Genomic DNA, 16,705 nt, shown 5'->3' on the forward strand with positions numbered 1-16,705 from the left:
CCATTGAGGGAGCGCTTCGCCGGGGCAGCGATCAGCGGTGGGCGTGGCAGGCGTCTCACTGACCTATTCGCGTGACAGGCGTCTCACCCAGCAAGTATGGTCTAGAACTTGTTATACCTATGTCGAGTAGATGGTCTGGAGACACGGTTGAGCACCAATCCCTTCGATGACGGCAGTGGCAGCTTTTTCGTCGTGTTCAACGACGACAAGCAACCCAAGGGGACGGGGGATCGGAAATGACCGATCTCCAGCACCCGGAACATCCTGCCAACGCGCCAGAGGGATTTGCGGTAATCGGCTATGCAGTGCGCCTGCCGGGCGCCGCTGATGCCGACGAATTCTGGGACGTACTGCAACACGGCCGCGATGCGGTGTCTGAGGTGCCCTCCGATCGGTGGGATGTCGACGAGTTCTTCGATCCGGATCCGGATGCACCCGGGAAGATAGTGAGCCGTCGCGCGGGCTTCATCGATGACGTCACGGGGTTCGACGCGGCGTTCTTCGGGCTGTCCAACCGGGAAACCATGCTGATCGACCCGCAGCATCGAATCCTGCTGGAGACGGCCTGGCAAGCGGTCGAGCATTCGGGAACGGCGCCGTCGTCTTTGGCGAACACCAAGACCGGCGTGTTCATGGGTCTGGGCACCCATGACTACCTGGGATTGATTTCGGAGCAGCTGAGTTACGCCGAGATCGAGGCGTACGTGGCAATTGGGACGTCGGCGGCCGCAGGGGCGGGCCGGATCAGCTACGGGCTGGGCCTGCAGGGCCCGGCGGTCACCGTCGATACGGCGTGCAGCTCGTCGCTGGTGGCAGTCCACCAGGCGTGCCAGGCGCTGCGCTTCGGGGAATGTGACCTCGCGCTGGTCGGCGGGGTGAACGTCATCCTCAGCGCGAAGACCGCGATGACCTTCTCCCACGCGCACATGCTGGCCCCGGACGGCCGGTGCAAGACGTTCGACGCGGCCGCGGACGGCTACGTGCGCGGCGAGGGCTGCGGTGTCGTCGTGGTGAAGCGACTCAAGGACGCGATCCGCGACGGAGACCGGATTCGGGCCGTGATCCGGGGCAGCGCGGTCAACCAGGACGGCGCGTCCGGTGGCCTGACGGTGCCGAACGGCGTCGCCCAGCAACGCGTCATCAAAGAGGCGCTGCAGTGCGCCGGTGTGGCGGCCGGCGACGTCGGCTACCTGGAGGCGCACGGAACGGGGACATCGCTGGGTGACCCGATCGAAGTCCAGGCCGCCGGTGCGGCACTCGGCGACGGGCGCGACCCCGGGCGGCCGCTGCTGATCGGGTCGGTGAAGACGAACATCGGGCATCTGGAGGCCGCCGCGGGGATCGCGGGTCTGATCAAGGTCATCCTGTCGCTCGAGCATGGGGTGTTGCCGAAGCACCTGCACTTCCAGAAGCCGTCCCCGCACATTCCCTGGGACCGGCTTCCGGTGCGGGTGGTGGACGAGGCGACGCCATGGGCATCCGATGGACGTCCCCGCATCGCCGGGATCAGTTCGTTCGGGTTCTCCGGAACCAACTCGCACGTCATCGTCCAGGAAGCGCCCGCTGTGTCGGGCCAGGTTGCGGCTCCGGTGGAGCCGTCCGACGACAGGCGCTTCAGCCTGTTGCCGCTGTCGGCGCGCACCCCGGCCGCCTTGGTGCAGCTGGCTCAGCGATACGTGAGCTGGCTGGCCGATCACCCGGAATCCTCGTTGGCCGATGTGTGCCTGACCGCAGGGGTGGGGCGCTCGCACTTCGAGCACCGGGCCGCCTTGGTCGTGAATTCGACGGAGTCCGCACGGGAGGCACTTGCCGCGCTGGCCGACGATCGGCCGGCCCCGGGCCTGGTGCGTGGGGAGTGCACCGATCGGCCAAAGACGGCGTGGTTGTTCACGGGCCAGGGCAGCCAGTATGCCGGCATGGCGCGGGAGCTCTTCGAGACCGAGCCGGTGTTCGCCGAGACAATGACCCAGTGCGCTGCGGCGGTCGCCGACGTTCTCGAAAGACCGCTGCTGGACGTGATTTTCGACCCCGAAGGCGACGAGGCCTTGCGGCAAACCAGTTACGCCCAGCCCGCCCTGTTCGCGGTGGAGCTGGGCCTGGCCCGGCTCTGGCAGTCCTGGGGTTTCGAACCCGACGTGGTGCTGGGCCACAGCGTCGGCCAGTACACGGCGGCCTGCGTTGCCGGCGTGTTCAGCCTCGAGGACGGAATGCTGCTGATGGCCGAGCGGGGCCGTCTGTTCGGCAGCTTGCCCGCCGGCGGGCGGATGGTCGCGGTGTTCGCCGCCGCCGAACGGGTGGAAAGCCTGACCGACGAGTTCCCGAGCCTGTCGGTTGCCGCCTACAACGGTGCCAACACCGTGCTGTCGGGACCCGTGCAGGATCTGGAACAGGCGGTGGCCCGGCTCGAAGCCGACGGCGTGCGCTGTGACTGGCTGGACACCAGCCACGCGTTCCACTCGGCCCTGCTGGATCCGGTCCTCGACGAATTCGAAGCGTACGCAAATCAGTTCGAGTTCGCTTCGCCACAACGCACATTGGTGTGCAACCGCACCGGCGCGGCCCTCCGCAGAAGTGCGAAACTCGACGCCGCCTACTGGCGCAGCCATGCGCGGCAACCGGTCGAGTTCGCCAAGAGTGTGCGCACGCTGGCCGATCTCAGGTGCACGATGCTGCTGGAGGTCGGCCCGCAGCCGGTGCTCACCGCCTCGGCGATGCGGGCATGGCCGGACCCGGCGACCGCGCCCCGGGCGATCCCGTCGTTGCGTCGAAACACCGCCGACCACCGCCAGATCACCGAAGCCCTGGCCAACGCTTACGTCGGCGGCCACCTGCCCGACTTCGGCGGTATCCAGCGCGGATCGGCGCGCAAGGTCGACCTGCCCACCTACCCCTTCCAGCATCGCCAGTACTGGTTCCGCGAGCAGCGGCTGCGTCCCACCCAGGCGTCCGACACGGAAGCCATGCGCACCGAAACCGTCCGGCTTCTCGAGGACGGCCGAATCGAGGAACTCGCCGCACTGCTGGACGGTGGCGACGGCAATCAACAGGCCGTGGACTTGCTGAAACAGCTCGCCGCGCAACACAATCAACAGCGCAAGGCCCAGTCCGTCTCCGACGCCCGTTACGAGATCCGCTGGGAGAAGGCCGCTCCGGCGTCCACAGCCGTCTCCGATACCGAAACCGGCAAGGGATCCGCCTGGCTCCTTATCAGCGACGACGCCGACGCGGTTCAGCCGTTGGTCGACGCGCTGACCGCACGCGGGCACCGGCACCGCGTTATCGGGCTGCCCGTGTCCGACGCGGACCAAGAGCGCCTCGCGGCCACGTTGCGCGCCGCGGTGGCCGACGAACCAACGACCCGCATCCTTCATCTGGCGGCGCTGGATTCGGACACCGCACCGTCGACGCAGTCGCTGTTGCGGATGCAGCACCAGGTCCTGAGCGGAACTCGGCGACTCTTCTGCGCCGCCTCCGCCGCCGAGCTGCGCGCGCCCATCTGGGTGATAACCCGTGGCGCACAACGCGTCACCGCCGCGGACAAGGTGTCGCCGGCGCAGTCCTGCCTGTGGGGGTTCGGTCGCGCCGCCGCGCTGGAGCATCCCCGGCTGTGGGGCGGACTGGCGGATCTGGCCGGCAGCGGTGCGGACCAGTGGTCCCGGCTGGTCGACCGCCTGGTGGCGGCGCCGGTCGGTGATGACCAATTCGCCCTCCGCGACCAGGCCGTCTACGTTCCTCGGCTGACTCGCCGCGCGGGGCAGCCCGCCGCGACACCGCTGGCACTGCGTGCTGACGCGACATATCTGGTGACCGGCGGGCTGGGTGCGATCGGACTGGAAGTTGCCGCATACCTGGCGGCGCACGGCGCCCGGCATCTGGTGCTGACCAGCCGGCGCGCACCGAGCGAGGCCGCACAAAAACGCATCGATGCCATAAGCGAAGAGACCGGCGCCGAGGTCCGGGTCATCACGGCCGACGTTGCCAACCCGCACGACGTCGCACGCGTCCTGGCCACGGTGCGGGCCGACCTGCCGCCGCTGGCCGGGGTCGTGCATGCCGCGGGCGAGATCAGCACCACCCCGCTGCAAGCCCTGGACGACGCCGAAGTGGACCGCGTGTTCGCCGGAAAGGTGTGGGGCGCTTGGAACTTGAGCGAAGCCACCGCCGGCTTGAAGCTGGACTTCTTCCTCAGCACCTCCTCGATCGCCGGGGTGTGGGGCGCCGGTGGCCAGACCGCCTACAGCGCGGCCAACGCCTTCCTGGACGGGTTGGCCTGGCGGCTGCGTGAGCAGGGCGTTCCGGGGATCAGCGTCAACTTCGGCCCGTGGCTGGCGGCGGGCATGGCCGACGAGGCCGCCCGCGCGGAACTGGACAAGCGTGGGGTCCGGCCATTGACGCCTGCCGACGCACTGGCGGGGATGGCCGAACTGTTGGCGTCTTCAAGCAAGGGCGCATCACACGGGGTGGTGGCCAAGATCGACTGGGCCAGCTTCCTGCCGCTCTACCAGATGGCGGGGAAGCGGGGATTCTTCACGCACTTGCAGCGTGAGGTGCCCGAGTCCGCACAGGCGCCGTCAGAGGCGGGGACCACCCAACTGGTCGACCGGCTCACCGCGGCCCCGGTGCAGCAGCGGAAGAAACTCGTCGTGGACTATCTGCGCGACGCCGTGGCGGACGTGACCCGCATCGACCCCGCGGAGATCCGCGAGGAGGCCGGGCTTTTCGACCTCGGCATGGATTCGCTGATGGCCGTCGAGCTGCGGCGCCGACTCGAGCGGGCCGTGGGCGCGGAGCTGCCGTCGACCCTGGCGATGGATTACCCGCGCATCACCGACGTCGCGAACTTCCTCGTCAACGACGTCCTCAGCCTCGACGCCCCGGCGCCCGCGGGTACGGCGGCGCAGCCGGCGCCGGTAGCGACCGCGGCGCCGACGCGCACGGACGAGCCGATCGCGATCGTCGCGGTGGCCTGTCGCTTCCCGGGTGCGCCCGATCCAGAGGCGTACTGGGACTTGCTGTCCGGCGGTGTCGATGCGATCCGGGAGATCCCCGATGACCGCTTCGACGTCGACGAGTACTACGACCCGGATCCCGAGGCGCCGGGCAAGATCTACACCCGCTACGGCGGATACCTGGAAAGCATCGACGGATTCGACCCCGAGTTCTTCGGCATCTCTCCGCGCGAGGCCGTGTGGATGGATCCGCAGCAGCGGTTGATGCTGGAGATCGCGTGGGAGGGCCTGGAACGCGCCGGGTATGCGCCCGGGGCCCTGCGCGGCAGTCGAACCGGCGTGTTCGTGGGCGTTGCGGCCAACGAGTATTCGCAGCTGCTGAACGCGAACTCGGTGGACACCATCGAGGCCCACTTCATCACCGGCAACGCGCTCAACGTCATCGCGGGCCGGGTGGCGTTCGCGCTGGGGCTGGAGGGGCCGGCGATGGCGGTGGACACCGCGTGCAGTGCCTCGCTGGTGGCCGTCCATCAGGCCTGCCAGGCCCTGCATTCCGGCGACTGCGACATGGCGCTGGCCGGTGGGGTGAACGTCCTGGTGAGCCCGGCCTCCATCGTCGCCACCGCGCGCGCCAGAATGCTTGCCGCCGACGGCCGTTGCAAGACGTTCGACGCGGCCGCGAACGGGTACGCGCGCAGCGAAGGCTGCGGGATCCTGGTGCTCAAGCGGCTGAGCGACGCCGAGCGCGACGGCGATCAGATTTGCGCGGTCATCCGCGGCAGCGCGGTCAACCAGGACGGCGCGTCAAGCGGTTTGACGGTGCCGAACGGCGGTGCGCAGCAACGGCTTATCGCCGCGGCGCTGGCTCGCGCCGGTCTCGTCGGCGGGGACGTCGATTACCTCGAGGCGCACGGCACGGGCACCTCGCTGGGCGACCCGATCGAGGTCCAGGCCGCCGCCGCCGCCTACGGCGTCGGCCGTGACCCGAACCGGCCGCTGCTGATCGGATCGGCGAAGACCAACATCGGCCACCTCGAATCGGCGGCCGGAATCGCCGGCCTCATCAAGGTCGTGTTGTCGCTGCAGCACGAGGCCCTGCCGCAGAACCTGCACTTCGAGAACCCGTCACCGAACATTCCCTGGGACTCGCTGCCGGTGCGGGTGGTGGACAAGCCGCTTCCGTGGCATGCCAACGGCAGGCCGCGCCGCGCCGGCACGAGCTCCTTCGGGTTCTCCGGTACCAACGCGCACGTCCTCATCGAGGAGGCGCCGCCGAAATCCGAAGCCTCCGAGGACGCTTCGGCGGGCGATGCCAGCCCCGACGTCGCTGCGGTGACCGAGCGGGCCGCTGAACGGGAACCGGTCAGCGTCTTGCCGCTGTCGGCGCGTTCACCGCAGGCACTGGTGTCGTTGGCGCAGCGCTACGGGGCCTGGTTGGAGGAGCATCCAGACGCCGACATCACCGACGTCTGCTACACGGCGGGTGTCGGGCGTTCGCATTTCGAACACCGGGCCGCACTGGTTGTGGAGTCGGTTGAGGGCGCGCGTGAGCTCCTGGCCGAGTTGGCCGAGAACCGGCTGGGACCGGGTGCGATGCGCGGCGAGTGCGGTGACCCGCCGAAGACGGCGTGGTTGTTCACCGGGCAGGGTAGCCAATATTCGGGGATGGCGCGCGAGTTGTTCGACACGGAGCCGGTTTTCGCCGACACCGTCAAGCAATGCGCCGACGCGATCGACGGCATGCTGCCGCGACCGTTGCTCGAGGTGCTGTTCGATGATGAGGCCGGAGAAACACTGCGGCACACCTCTTTCGCCCAGCCGGCGCTGTTTGCCGTCGAGATGGGCCTGGCGCGATTGTGGCAATCGTGGGGCGTCGAGCCCGACGTGGTGTTGGGCCACAGCGTGGGCCAGTACGCGGCGGCCTGCGTGGCCGGCGTGTTCAGCCTCGAGGACGGCGCACGGCTGATGGCCGAACGCGGCCGGTTGTTCGGCAATCTCCCCGAGGGCGGCCGGATGGTGGCGGTATTCGCCGACGCCCAGCAGGTGGAGCGCATCGCCGAGGAATTTCCGCATATTTCGGTCGCCGCCTACAACGGCCCCAACACCGTGCTGTCGGGCCCGGCCGCGGATCTGGAACAGATTGTCGGCCGACTCGGCGGTGACGGAATCCGCTGCACCTGGCTCGAGACCAGTCATGCCTTCCACTCGGAGCTGCTCGAGCCGGCACTCGACGAGTTCGAGTCGTACGCAAAGGGTTTCGAGTTCGCCGTTCCGACGCTGCCCCTGGTGTGCAACCGGACCGGCGCGGTCATCGCCGCGGACACCCCGCTGGACGCGCAGTATTGGCGGCGGCATTCCCGCCAGCCGGTGCAGTTCGCCGAAAGCGTGCAGACCGTCGCGGCGCTGGGCTGCTCGGTGTTGATGGAGATCGGTCCGCAACCCGTCCTGACCGGGGCGGCGGTGCAGGCCTGGCCGGACTCCTCGGCCACTCCGCGGTCAGTCGTCTCCCTGCGCAAGGGCGTCGATGCCCGGCGGCAGATGGCCGAAGCGCTGGCCGCGGCCTATGTAGCCGGGCACCGGCCCGAATTCGCCGCGCTGTACCACCGGCCGCACCACATGGTCGAATTGCCGACGTATCCGTTCCAGCGCCGTCGCTTCTGGCCCAAGACCGCCGACGTCGCGGTCGACGGCGCCGTCGCCTCCGGAATCCTGGGAAGCGCAAAGGACCTCGCCTCCGGCGACTCCGTCTACACCAGCAGGTGGTCGGTCAAGTCGCAGCCCTGGCTTTCCGATCACGTCATCTACGGCACCGTCGTCGTTCCCGGCGCGACGTACGCGGCGATGGCCATTGCCGCGGTCGGGACCCCCGCCCAGGTGCGCGATGTCTTCTTCTACGAACCGATCATCCTGCCCGACAAGAACTCTCGGGAGGTGCAGCTGACTGTGCATCCCGTCGAGGACGGCGGGGCTTGGACGTTCCAGGTGCACAGCCGCCCGTACGGTGACCGCGACGCCGAGTGGTCGCTGAACGCCGACGGTCGGATCGTCAGCGGAGACTCTGACAGTGACGACGAGCCCGCGTTGGAGCCGACGGAATCCATCGACGCGGCGTGCGAGCGGTTGGGCCGCACCCGCCCGCAGCAGCTGTTCGACACCTTCGCCGACATGGAGCTGGCCTGGGGTCCCACCTGGTCCACGTCCCTCAAATCGCTGTGGGCCGGTGACGGTGAGGCGGTCGGCGACATCGCCATCGGCGAGGAGCTTGCCGAACAGCTCGGTACCGAGCCGATCCACCCGGTGCTGCTGGACCTGTGCACGGGCATCGCCTTCCCGGCCTTGGAGGCGGCGCTCGCGGCGACCGAGGATGGCGCGGGCTTGGGCGATCTTTTCTTGCCGCTGCGGTACGGGCGGGTCGTGCTGCATGACAAGATGCCACGGCGGTTCTACTGCCGAGCGCGTTGGCAGAGGGGCGGTCTGGACAGCGAGACCCAGGCGTTCGATCTCGATTTCGTTGATCGTGACGGTCACCAGCTGGGCGAAATACGCGACTTCACGGTCAAGCGCGCGCCTCGGGAGGCGTTGCTCCGTGGGCTCGGCGGCGACGCCACCCGCAACCTGTACACCCTCGGCTGGGAGGAAGTGCCGGCGCCGACGGCGGGCGACGCCGCGGGCAATGGCGAGGCCACCTGGCTGATCGCCGGTTTCGACGAGCTGGCCGCCGACGTCCGGGGTTGTGTCTCACTGGACGGTGCCCCGGACGCGGAGCGCTGGCAGCGGGAGTTGGCCGAGGCCCAGGAGCGCGGTGCGCCGGTCGCCGGCGTCGTCTGGCGCGCCCCCGGGCGGCCAGATGCTGAAGAGTCGAGCGCCGAATTCGCCGCGCGGCTCGAGACCGAGATCGATCGGCTGCTCACGGTCGTGCGCACGCTGCTGGCCCAGCAAGACCTGAAACTCACGGGCGGACTGTGGATCGTCACCGAGCGGGCCGTCGCGACCGAGCCCGGCGAGCCGGTCGACCCGGCGCAGTCGGCGCTGTGGGGCTTCGGGCGCACCGTCATCACCGAGCAGCCGAGCCTGCGCTGCAGGCTGGTCGACTGCGACGGTGCCGACGATGCGGTGCGCCTGCTGGGCGCCCTGCTCGGCACCCCGGCCGACGAACCCGAACTCGCCCTGCGACAAGGAAAGTACTTCGTGCCGCGGCTGCTGCCGTGGGCGCGCGACGGCCATCTCGAGGTGCCGCGCGCGACCGATTACATCCTGGATGTGACGGAACGCGGTGCGATCGACAACCTCCGCCTGATGGAGATGAAGGTGCCGCCGCCGGCGGCGGGCCAGGTCCAGATCCGCGTCGAGGCGGCAGGCCTGAACTTCCGCGACGTGCTCAACGTGCTCGGCCTCTATCCGGGCGATCCGGGGCGCATCGGCGGCGGCGACCTGTCCGGCGTCGTCACCGAAGTGGGCGCCGGCGTAACGGGATTCGAGGTCGGCCAGCGCGTCTTCGGCTTCATGCCGGGGTCGTTCGCCACCCGCGTCAATGTGCCGCAGCAGTTCCTCGCGCCGGTGCCGAACGGGGTGAGCGGTGTGGGAGCGGCGACCATACCCGCTGGAGCACTGACGACGCGGCTCGCCTTCGACTGGGCGCAGGTGGGTCCCGGTGACCGGGTGCTGATACACGCCGCCAGTGGTGGCGTCGGTCTGGCCGCGATCCAGCTGGCCCAGCAGCGGGGCGCGACCGTGTTCGCCACGGCCAGCGCCTACAAGCGGGCGACGCTGCGCAAGATGGGCGTGGAACACGTCTACGACTCGCGCACTACGGACTTCGCGGATCAGATCCTGGCCGACACCGGGGGTGCGGGCGTCGACGTGGTGCTCAACAGCCTGACCAACGAAGGCTTCATCGCCGCGACCGTGCGCGCGACCGCACAGGGTGGCCGGTTCGCCGAAATCGCCAAGCGGGACATCTGGGCCCCCGAGCGGATGGCGGCCGTGCGTCCCGACATCGCCTACGAGATCGTCGCGCTGGACGCGACCATCGAGCAAGAACCCGAGCGGGTCGGCAAGCTGCTGGCCGAGCTGGCGGACAGCATGGACCGCGGCGAGCTGGCCCCGCTCGCGGCCGAGGTCTACCCGGTGACGGAGGCCAAGACCGCGTTCCGTCGCATGCAGCAGGCGCGGCACATCGGCAAGATCGTGCTGGAGATGCCCAAACCGCTGCAGCCGCGCGGGGATCGGAGCTATCTCATCACCGGCGGTCTCGGTGCGCTCGGCCTGCACACGGCGGCCCATCTGGCCCAACTGGGTGCCGGCGACATCGTGTTGACCAGCCGCCGCGCACCCGACGCGGACGCACAGCTGGCGATCGACGACATCACCGAGCGTTACCGCTGCCGGGTGCACGTGTTCGCCGCCGACGTTGGCGACGAGGCGGAAGTCGAAAAGCTGCTGGAGCGGATCCGGGCCGAGTTGCCGCCGCTCGCGGGGGTGGCCCACCTGGCGGGCGTCCTCGACGACGCGCTACTGCCGCAGCAGAGCCCGGAGGGATTCCGGAAGGCGTTGGCGCCCAAGGCCTTCGGCGGCTATCACCTGCATCGGCTGACCAAGGACGACGATCTTGACTTCTTCGTCCTGTACTCCTCGGCCTCGAGTGTGATCGGTTCGCCCGGCCAGGCCAACTACGCGACCGCCAATGCGGTGCTCGACGGGCTCGTCGCGCAGCGCAGGGCGCAGGGCCTGCCGGCGACCGGCATCAACTGGGGTCCGTGGGCGAAGGGCGGCATGGCGACCTCGCACGCCGCGCGCGCCAATCTCAGCGCGCAAGGCCTGATCCCGCTGGAACCGTCGGCCGCGCTGAACGCGCTCGACGAGATCGTCGCTCACGGAACCGGGCAGGCGACCGTCATCAAAGCCAATTGGCAGCGCGCCGCGAAGGGGCTGGGCGCCTCCCGCCCGGCGATGCTCGACCATGTGCTGCCGAGCGCTGTCACGGCGACACGCGGCGACAGCGAGTTGCTCCGGCAACTGCACGAGGTACCCGAGGCGGAGCGCGGCAGCTTCCTCACGGAATACCTGCGGTACGAAGTCCAGAATTTCCTGCGGCTCGCGCAACCGCCGGCCGCAACCAGCCGGTTCCTGGAGTTGGGCACCGATTCACTGATGGCCGTCGAATTCAGCAACCGGTTGCTTCCGCAGTTCGGTGGCGCGTTCACGATCAGCGCCACCGCGGTGTTCGACTATCCGACCATCGGGTCGTTGGCCGAGTACCTGGCCGGTCAGGTTCCCGATGCGGCCTCGACCAACGGGGCGGAATCCGTCGGTGCGCACGAGCCCGCCTGATCGGGGTACGCACGCGCTGGCGACAAGGGCGTAATAGCCGGAGGCCGGTCGCCGATCACGGACGGGTTCGGCTGTGCCGCGCGCTACGCCCTGCGGGTCGGCCGGGCGCGTCCGTCCGATGGACCGTTTGCGGAGATTGCTTCGACTGGCGGTCGGGCCGCCTAACTGGGAGAGCCCGACGTCGCCTCTGTCCGCAGTTGAGATCTCAGGATCCTGTACTCCAACAGTCCCGCCCGCAGCTGCTCATAGATCGAGGAGCCGGGTAATGCGAGGAAATTAGCGACGCGTGCATTGCCGTCACCGTAAACCTGGTCCCAGTTACTACTGGCTTGATCGCGCGAGGCCAATACATTGGCAGTGATATCGCGGTCGCTTTCGGTGGAAAAGCCGAGCGCCTTCAGGCGCATTCTGACATAGTCCCAGTCCTCGGTGCTGAGGAAGTCCGTATGTAAGAACCATCCGCCGGGGCGACAAATCCGGCGCACTTCGCTCAGGAATTTCGGCAAATTGCCGTATGAATGCGATGACTCCACGTTCACGATGGCATCGCAGGACCCGTCCGCCAAGGGGATATCGAGCGCATTACCGACCTTGAACTCTATCGGATTGCGGACGTGCGTCTTGCGGCAGAAGGCGATTGCTTCCGCGGACATGTCAATGCCGATCACTTGAGCGTTGAACTTTTCCGCGACAAGTGCGGCGTTGCCGCCGCGTCCGCAACCTATCTCGACAACTGTGCGGTCATTCAGGTCATGTGAGCCGAGCACCTCCAGCACCAGCCGGACCGAGTTGGCGTTGAACGTGCCCGGGCGAATGGGGAACACGGATTCGTTGTTCGAATCCGTCGGAACGTATCCGTAATTCAGGAAAAACGATGAATCAGCCACACCCGCGGCCTCCAGGCGCCGGCTGAGTAGATCATAAAAGCTGCGCCATCCGACGGCGGTCGTCGACAATAGGTCGTCGGCCAGGTGCTCCGACATTGCGATCTCTGAATCGTCCTTCGACTCGACGTGTACCGAAGTTTCGCTATGTTCCATTACGTTGTCCCAACCATTTGCTTTGTCCCATGAGTTATAGGGTGCCGTCACGATGGATATTGATTCGAGGATATGCCGGCGCGAGGCACGAACCAGTCATGTCGCATCCTCCACGAGTCGCGTGCGTCGGGCGGGGCTTACTTCGAGCACGGGGCACCGAAGGTATGAATATAGCTTCCGGCTCGCGGCGATGTCTGACCGATCACCCTCATTGAATCCTTTAGGCTCGAGCCTCGCATCAGGGACCGAACCGCCCACGCGCTGCCTTACTGAATTCTGCGTCTTCACAATAGACGTCGCGTTTGCAAACTGAAAGATCGCTTGGGGGCGCTGTCGTTGCGGCCCGTCCAAGCTCATCGTGCACTGTTCCCGCGCCCCTGCGGCGCCGTTGAAAGCCTGTCCCCCGAGCAATCGGCACCGCGGCGATCGGCGGCGCGCCGCGACCGGGCCGGCATTTCCCGCCCACGGATTTCCGCCCGGCCATTCCGAGTGCGGTCGTGGCCAAGAGCCGCCTCAGCGGATCGTTGCGGTAACCGCGTGAGGCACGGGCGCAGCTGCCACCCGCGGGGTTGCGGACCCCGGTCTCGGCGGCAAAGCGCGATCCAGATTCCGTACGCGCCTGCCGACCGCAGCGGTGAGAACGCCGACGGTGACAGCGATCCCTCCAACAGCGCCTTGTGCAATCACCGCCAGAAACCGCATGCGCATCGCGGGGCATCCTTCAACCGTTAACCGTTGCGACAGCAAACCATAGGTAGCCTCCCAAACTGTAAACCGTACCTAACGTTCGCTACCTCGCGCGGTGCATGCGGTGGTGTAAGCAGACGCCAGACGGCATCGAGATTCCGCAAAGGCTTAGACAACTTCTGTTGGGCTCCAGTATGGTTTAGAACTTGTTATACCCATGTCCAGTTGGATGGTCTGGAGACGCGGTGAGCATCAATCCGTTCGATGACGACGATGGCAGTTTTTTCGTCTTGATTAACGACGAGGAGCAGCACAGCCTGTGGCCGACCTTCGCCGACGTTCCAGCCGGCTGGCGGGTGGTGTACGGCGAAGCCGATCGCGCTGCGTGTCTGGACTACATCGAACGGAACTGGCCGGACATACGTCCGAAGACACTGCGCGAGAGGCTGGCAGCGGGACAGGGGTTTGATAGGTAAACCGGATGGAATTTGATGACCGGGCAATTCCGCTGACGCGGGGTCAGCTCGACATTTGGCTTGCTCAGGAAACGGGCCACTCCACTACGGAGTGGCAGCTCGGCGTGCTCGTGCGGTTCGACGGCGCGATTCAGCGTGATTTGCTCGAGCGGGCGATCGACCATGTGCTGCAGGAGGCCGAACCGGCCAGGGCCGCCATCTTCGAGGTGGATGGCCGGGTTTTCCAGCGGGCGATCGACCACCCGGATGTCGCGCTGGACTTCTATGACCTGAGCGACTCGCGTCATCCGGTGCAGGAGGCGCGCCGGATGGCGTTATCGATCCAACACACGCCAATGCCTCCGGATGGCCCGCTGTTCAAATTTGCTTTATTTCAGACCTGGGTCGATGAATTTTACTTGTTCGGATGCTTCCACCATATAATCATAGATGGCTCGGGAATAACGCTTCTGGCCAACCGTATTGCAACTGTCTACGCTGCAATTGTTTCCGACGCGCCAATTCCTCCTGCTTTTTTCGGCTCATTAGAGGATTTGGTCCGCTATGAGTCGGAATACGAAGGATCCGCCGATTACCTGGAGGATCAGGCTTATTGGGCCGAGAACCTGCCGCCGGAAAGGGGGGCGAATAGTCGGCCGGCCCCGGAAGATGGCGAAGGTGACTCGTCTCAGCCGTCGACGCCGGTTCGATTGGACCCCATTGTCCTTCGCCGAATTCAAGAGTTATCTCACCAGTGGAACATGCCCCGATCATCGATCATCACCGCGGCATGCGCACTTCTGGTTCGTGGGTGGTGCGCCGACGGATCCGAGGTGGTGCTCGACTTCCCGGTCAGCCGGCGGGTGCGTCCGGAGTCAAAGACGCTGCCCGGGATGATTTCGGGCGTGGTGCCGTTGGTGTTGAGCGTTTCGCCGGTATCTTCGGTCGCCGGCTTTTGTAAACATGTCGACGCGCGGATACAAGAAGCGCTGCAGCATCAGCGGTACCCGGTGCATGCGCTGGAACGCAAAGCAAACCCCCGCGGCTCGGAGCGCACGGCCGACAGGGTGAGCGTCAATTTCATGCCGTCGAAAATGACGATGGACTTTGCCGGCGTGGAAGCATCGGCGTCATTCACCAATCCCGGCCAGGTGGGTGATTTCGCGTTGATCTTCTCCGGGGCCGGAGACCAGCTTTTCCTCAGCACAGCGGGCGCCGGCGGGCCGTTTTCGAACGCCGTCGTCTCCGATCTGGCGGCACGGGTGCAGCGGATCCTGGTGGCGATGGCCGCCGACCCCGCCGGGCGGTTGTCCGCTATCGAGGTGCTCGACGACGGTGAGCGCGCCCGGCTCGACGGGTTGGGTAACCGCGTGGTGTTGACCCAGTCGTTGACGGCGTCGGCGGCGATTCCGGCGGTGTTCGCCGCGCAGGTGGCGCGGGTGCCCGATGCCGTGGCGGTGAGCTTTGCGGGCCGGTCGATGACCTATCGGGAGCTCGACGAGGCGGCCAACCGCTTGGCGCGGGTGTTGATGGGTCACGGGGTGGGTCCGGGGCAGCGGGTGGCGTTGCTGTTGCCGCGCTCGGCGCGGGCGGTGGTGGCGATGCTGGCGGTGGTGAAGACCGGGGCGGCCTATGTGCCGATTGATCCGGCGGTGCCCGAGGCGCGGATGCGGTTCGTGCTCGAGGACGCCGCGCCGGTCGCCGCGATCACCACCGGCGAGCTGCGTCCGCGGCTCGAGGGCTGCGATCTGCTGGTTGTCGATGTCGATGATGTCCCGGCTGCCGATGGCGGACTTCCACCCGGGCTGCCGCTGCCCGCCCCGGACGATATCGCCTATCTGATCTACACGTCGGGTACGACGGGGACCCCGAAGGGGGTGGCGGTTCCGCATCGCAATGTGACGCGGCTGTTGGAGACCCTGGACGCCGACATGGGGTTGGCGGGGCGGGTGTGGTCGCAGTGCCATTCGCTGGCGTTCGATTTCTCGGTGTGGGAGATCTGGGGGGCGCTGCTGTATGGCGGGCGGGTTGTCGTGGTGCCCGATGTGGTGGTGCGCTCGCCGGAGGATCTGCTGGCCTTGTTGGTGGCCGAGCGGGTCGGTGTGTTGAGTCAGACGCCGTCGGCGTTTTATGCGTTGCAGGCCGCCGATGCGGCGCAGCCGGAGGTAGGGGACCAGCTGTCGCTGGAGGCGGTGGTGTTCGGCGGGGAGGCGCTCGAGCCGCAGCGGCTGCGGTCGTGGTTTGAGCGCCATGCGGGTGCGCCGCGGTTGATCAATATGTATGGCATCACCGAGACGACGGTGCATGCGTCGTTCCGCGAGATTGTGGCCGGCGATGTGGACGGCGTGGTCAGTCCGATCGGGGTGCCGTTGGCCCATCTGGGGTTTTTCGTGCTGGATGGGTGGTTGCAGCCGGTGCCGGCCGGTGTGGTGGGGGAGTTGTATGTGGCCGGTGCGGGGGTGGCGTATGGGTATGTGGGCCGGGCGGGGTTGAGCGCGACGCGGTTTGTGGCGTGTCCGTTCGGTCGGCCCGGGGCGCGCATGTATCGGACCGGGGATCTGGTGTGCTGGGGTGCCGACGGGCAGTTGCGCTACCTGGGTCGGGCCGATGAGCAGGTCAAGATCCGTGGGTATCGCATCGAGTTGGGCGAAGTGCAGGCGGCGTTGAACGACCTGGACGGGGTGGAGCAGGCGGTGGTGATCGCCCGCGAGGACCGCCCCGGCGACAAACGCCTGGTCGGCTACGTGACCGGGACGGCGGATCCGGTTCAGTTGCGTGCCGCCATGGCCGAGCGGTTGCCCGTTTACATGGTGCCGTCCGCGGTGGTGGCGATGGAGGCGCTGCCGTTGACGGTCAACGGCAAGCTGGACACCCGCGCGCTGCCGGCACCCGAGTACCAGGACGTGGATCGGTACCGGGCCCCGGCGGACGCGGTCGAGGAGATTTTGGCCGATATCTATGCCCAGGTGCTGGGGTTGGAGCGGGTCGGGGTGGACGAGTCGTTCTTCGAGTTGGGTGGGGACAGCATCTTGTCGATGCAGGTGGTGGCGCGGGCGCGGGCCGCCGGGGTGCTGTGCCGGCCCCGCGACATCTTCGTCGAGCAGACCGTGGCCCGGCTGGCCCGGGTGGCCGGGGTGGCCGACGGCGCCCAGGTGGTCGACGACGGCCTGGGCCCGGTGGCCGCGACCCCGATCATCCGCTGGCTGCACAGCGTCGAGGGTCCGGTGGACCAGTTCAACCAGAC

Annotated in this window: 4 protein-coding genes; 3 read left to right on the top strand and 1 reads right to left on the bottom strand. The window is 67.5% G+C overall.

Going from position 1 to position 16,705, the window contains the following annotated elements; all coding sequences use genetic code 11:
* The first annotated feature begins 236 nt into the window (after positions 1-236).
* Complete coding sequence (locus tag A5705_RS22130) at positions 237-11,279, top strand: type I polyketide synthase (protein ID WP_068280030.1); 11,043 nt, start codon at positions 237-239, stop codon at positions 11,277-11,279.
* A gap of 161 nt (positions 11,280-11,440) precedes the next feature.
* Here A5705_RS22130 and A5705_RS22135 read toward each other — a convergent pair whose 3' ends face one another.
* Entirely contained in the window at positions 11,441-12,370 is a 930-nt protein-coding gene (locus tag A5705_RS22135) for a class I SAM-dependent methyltransferase (protein ID WP_156763192.1), read from the bottom strand.
* Between the two features lie 881 nt (positions 12,371-13,251).
* Here A5705_RS22135 and A5705_RS22140 point away from each other — a divergent pair.
* Positions 13,252-13,482 (top strand): MbtH family protein, encoded by a 231-nt coding sequence (locus tag A5705_RS22140; protein WP_067882742.1) that lies wholly within the window; start codon positions 13,252-13,254, stop codon positions 13,480-13,482.
* A 5-nt stretch (positions 13,483-13,487) separates the two neighbouring features.
* On the top strand, positions 13,488-16,705 hold a 3,218-nt coding region (locus A5705_RS22145), incomplete at its 3' end, for a non-ribosomal peptide synthetase (RefSeq protein WP_156763193.1).

Origin of the sequence: Mycobacterium sp. E787 (assembly GCF_001668725.1) — a bacterium.
Taxonomy (GTDB): domain Bacteria; phylum Actinomycetota; class Actinomycetes; order Mycobacteriales; family Mycobacteriaceae; genus Mycobacterium.

Bases quoted from the DNA above. Each gene is read 5' to 3' on its own strand.
- A5705_RS22130 (WP_068280030.1), top strand. From the start codon at position 237: ATGACCGATCTCCAGCACCCGGAACATCCTGCCAACGCGCCAGAGGGA.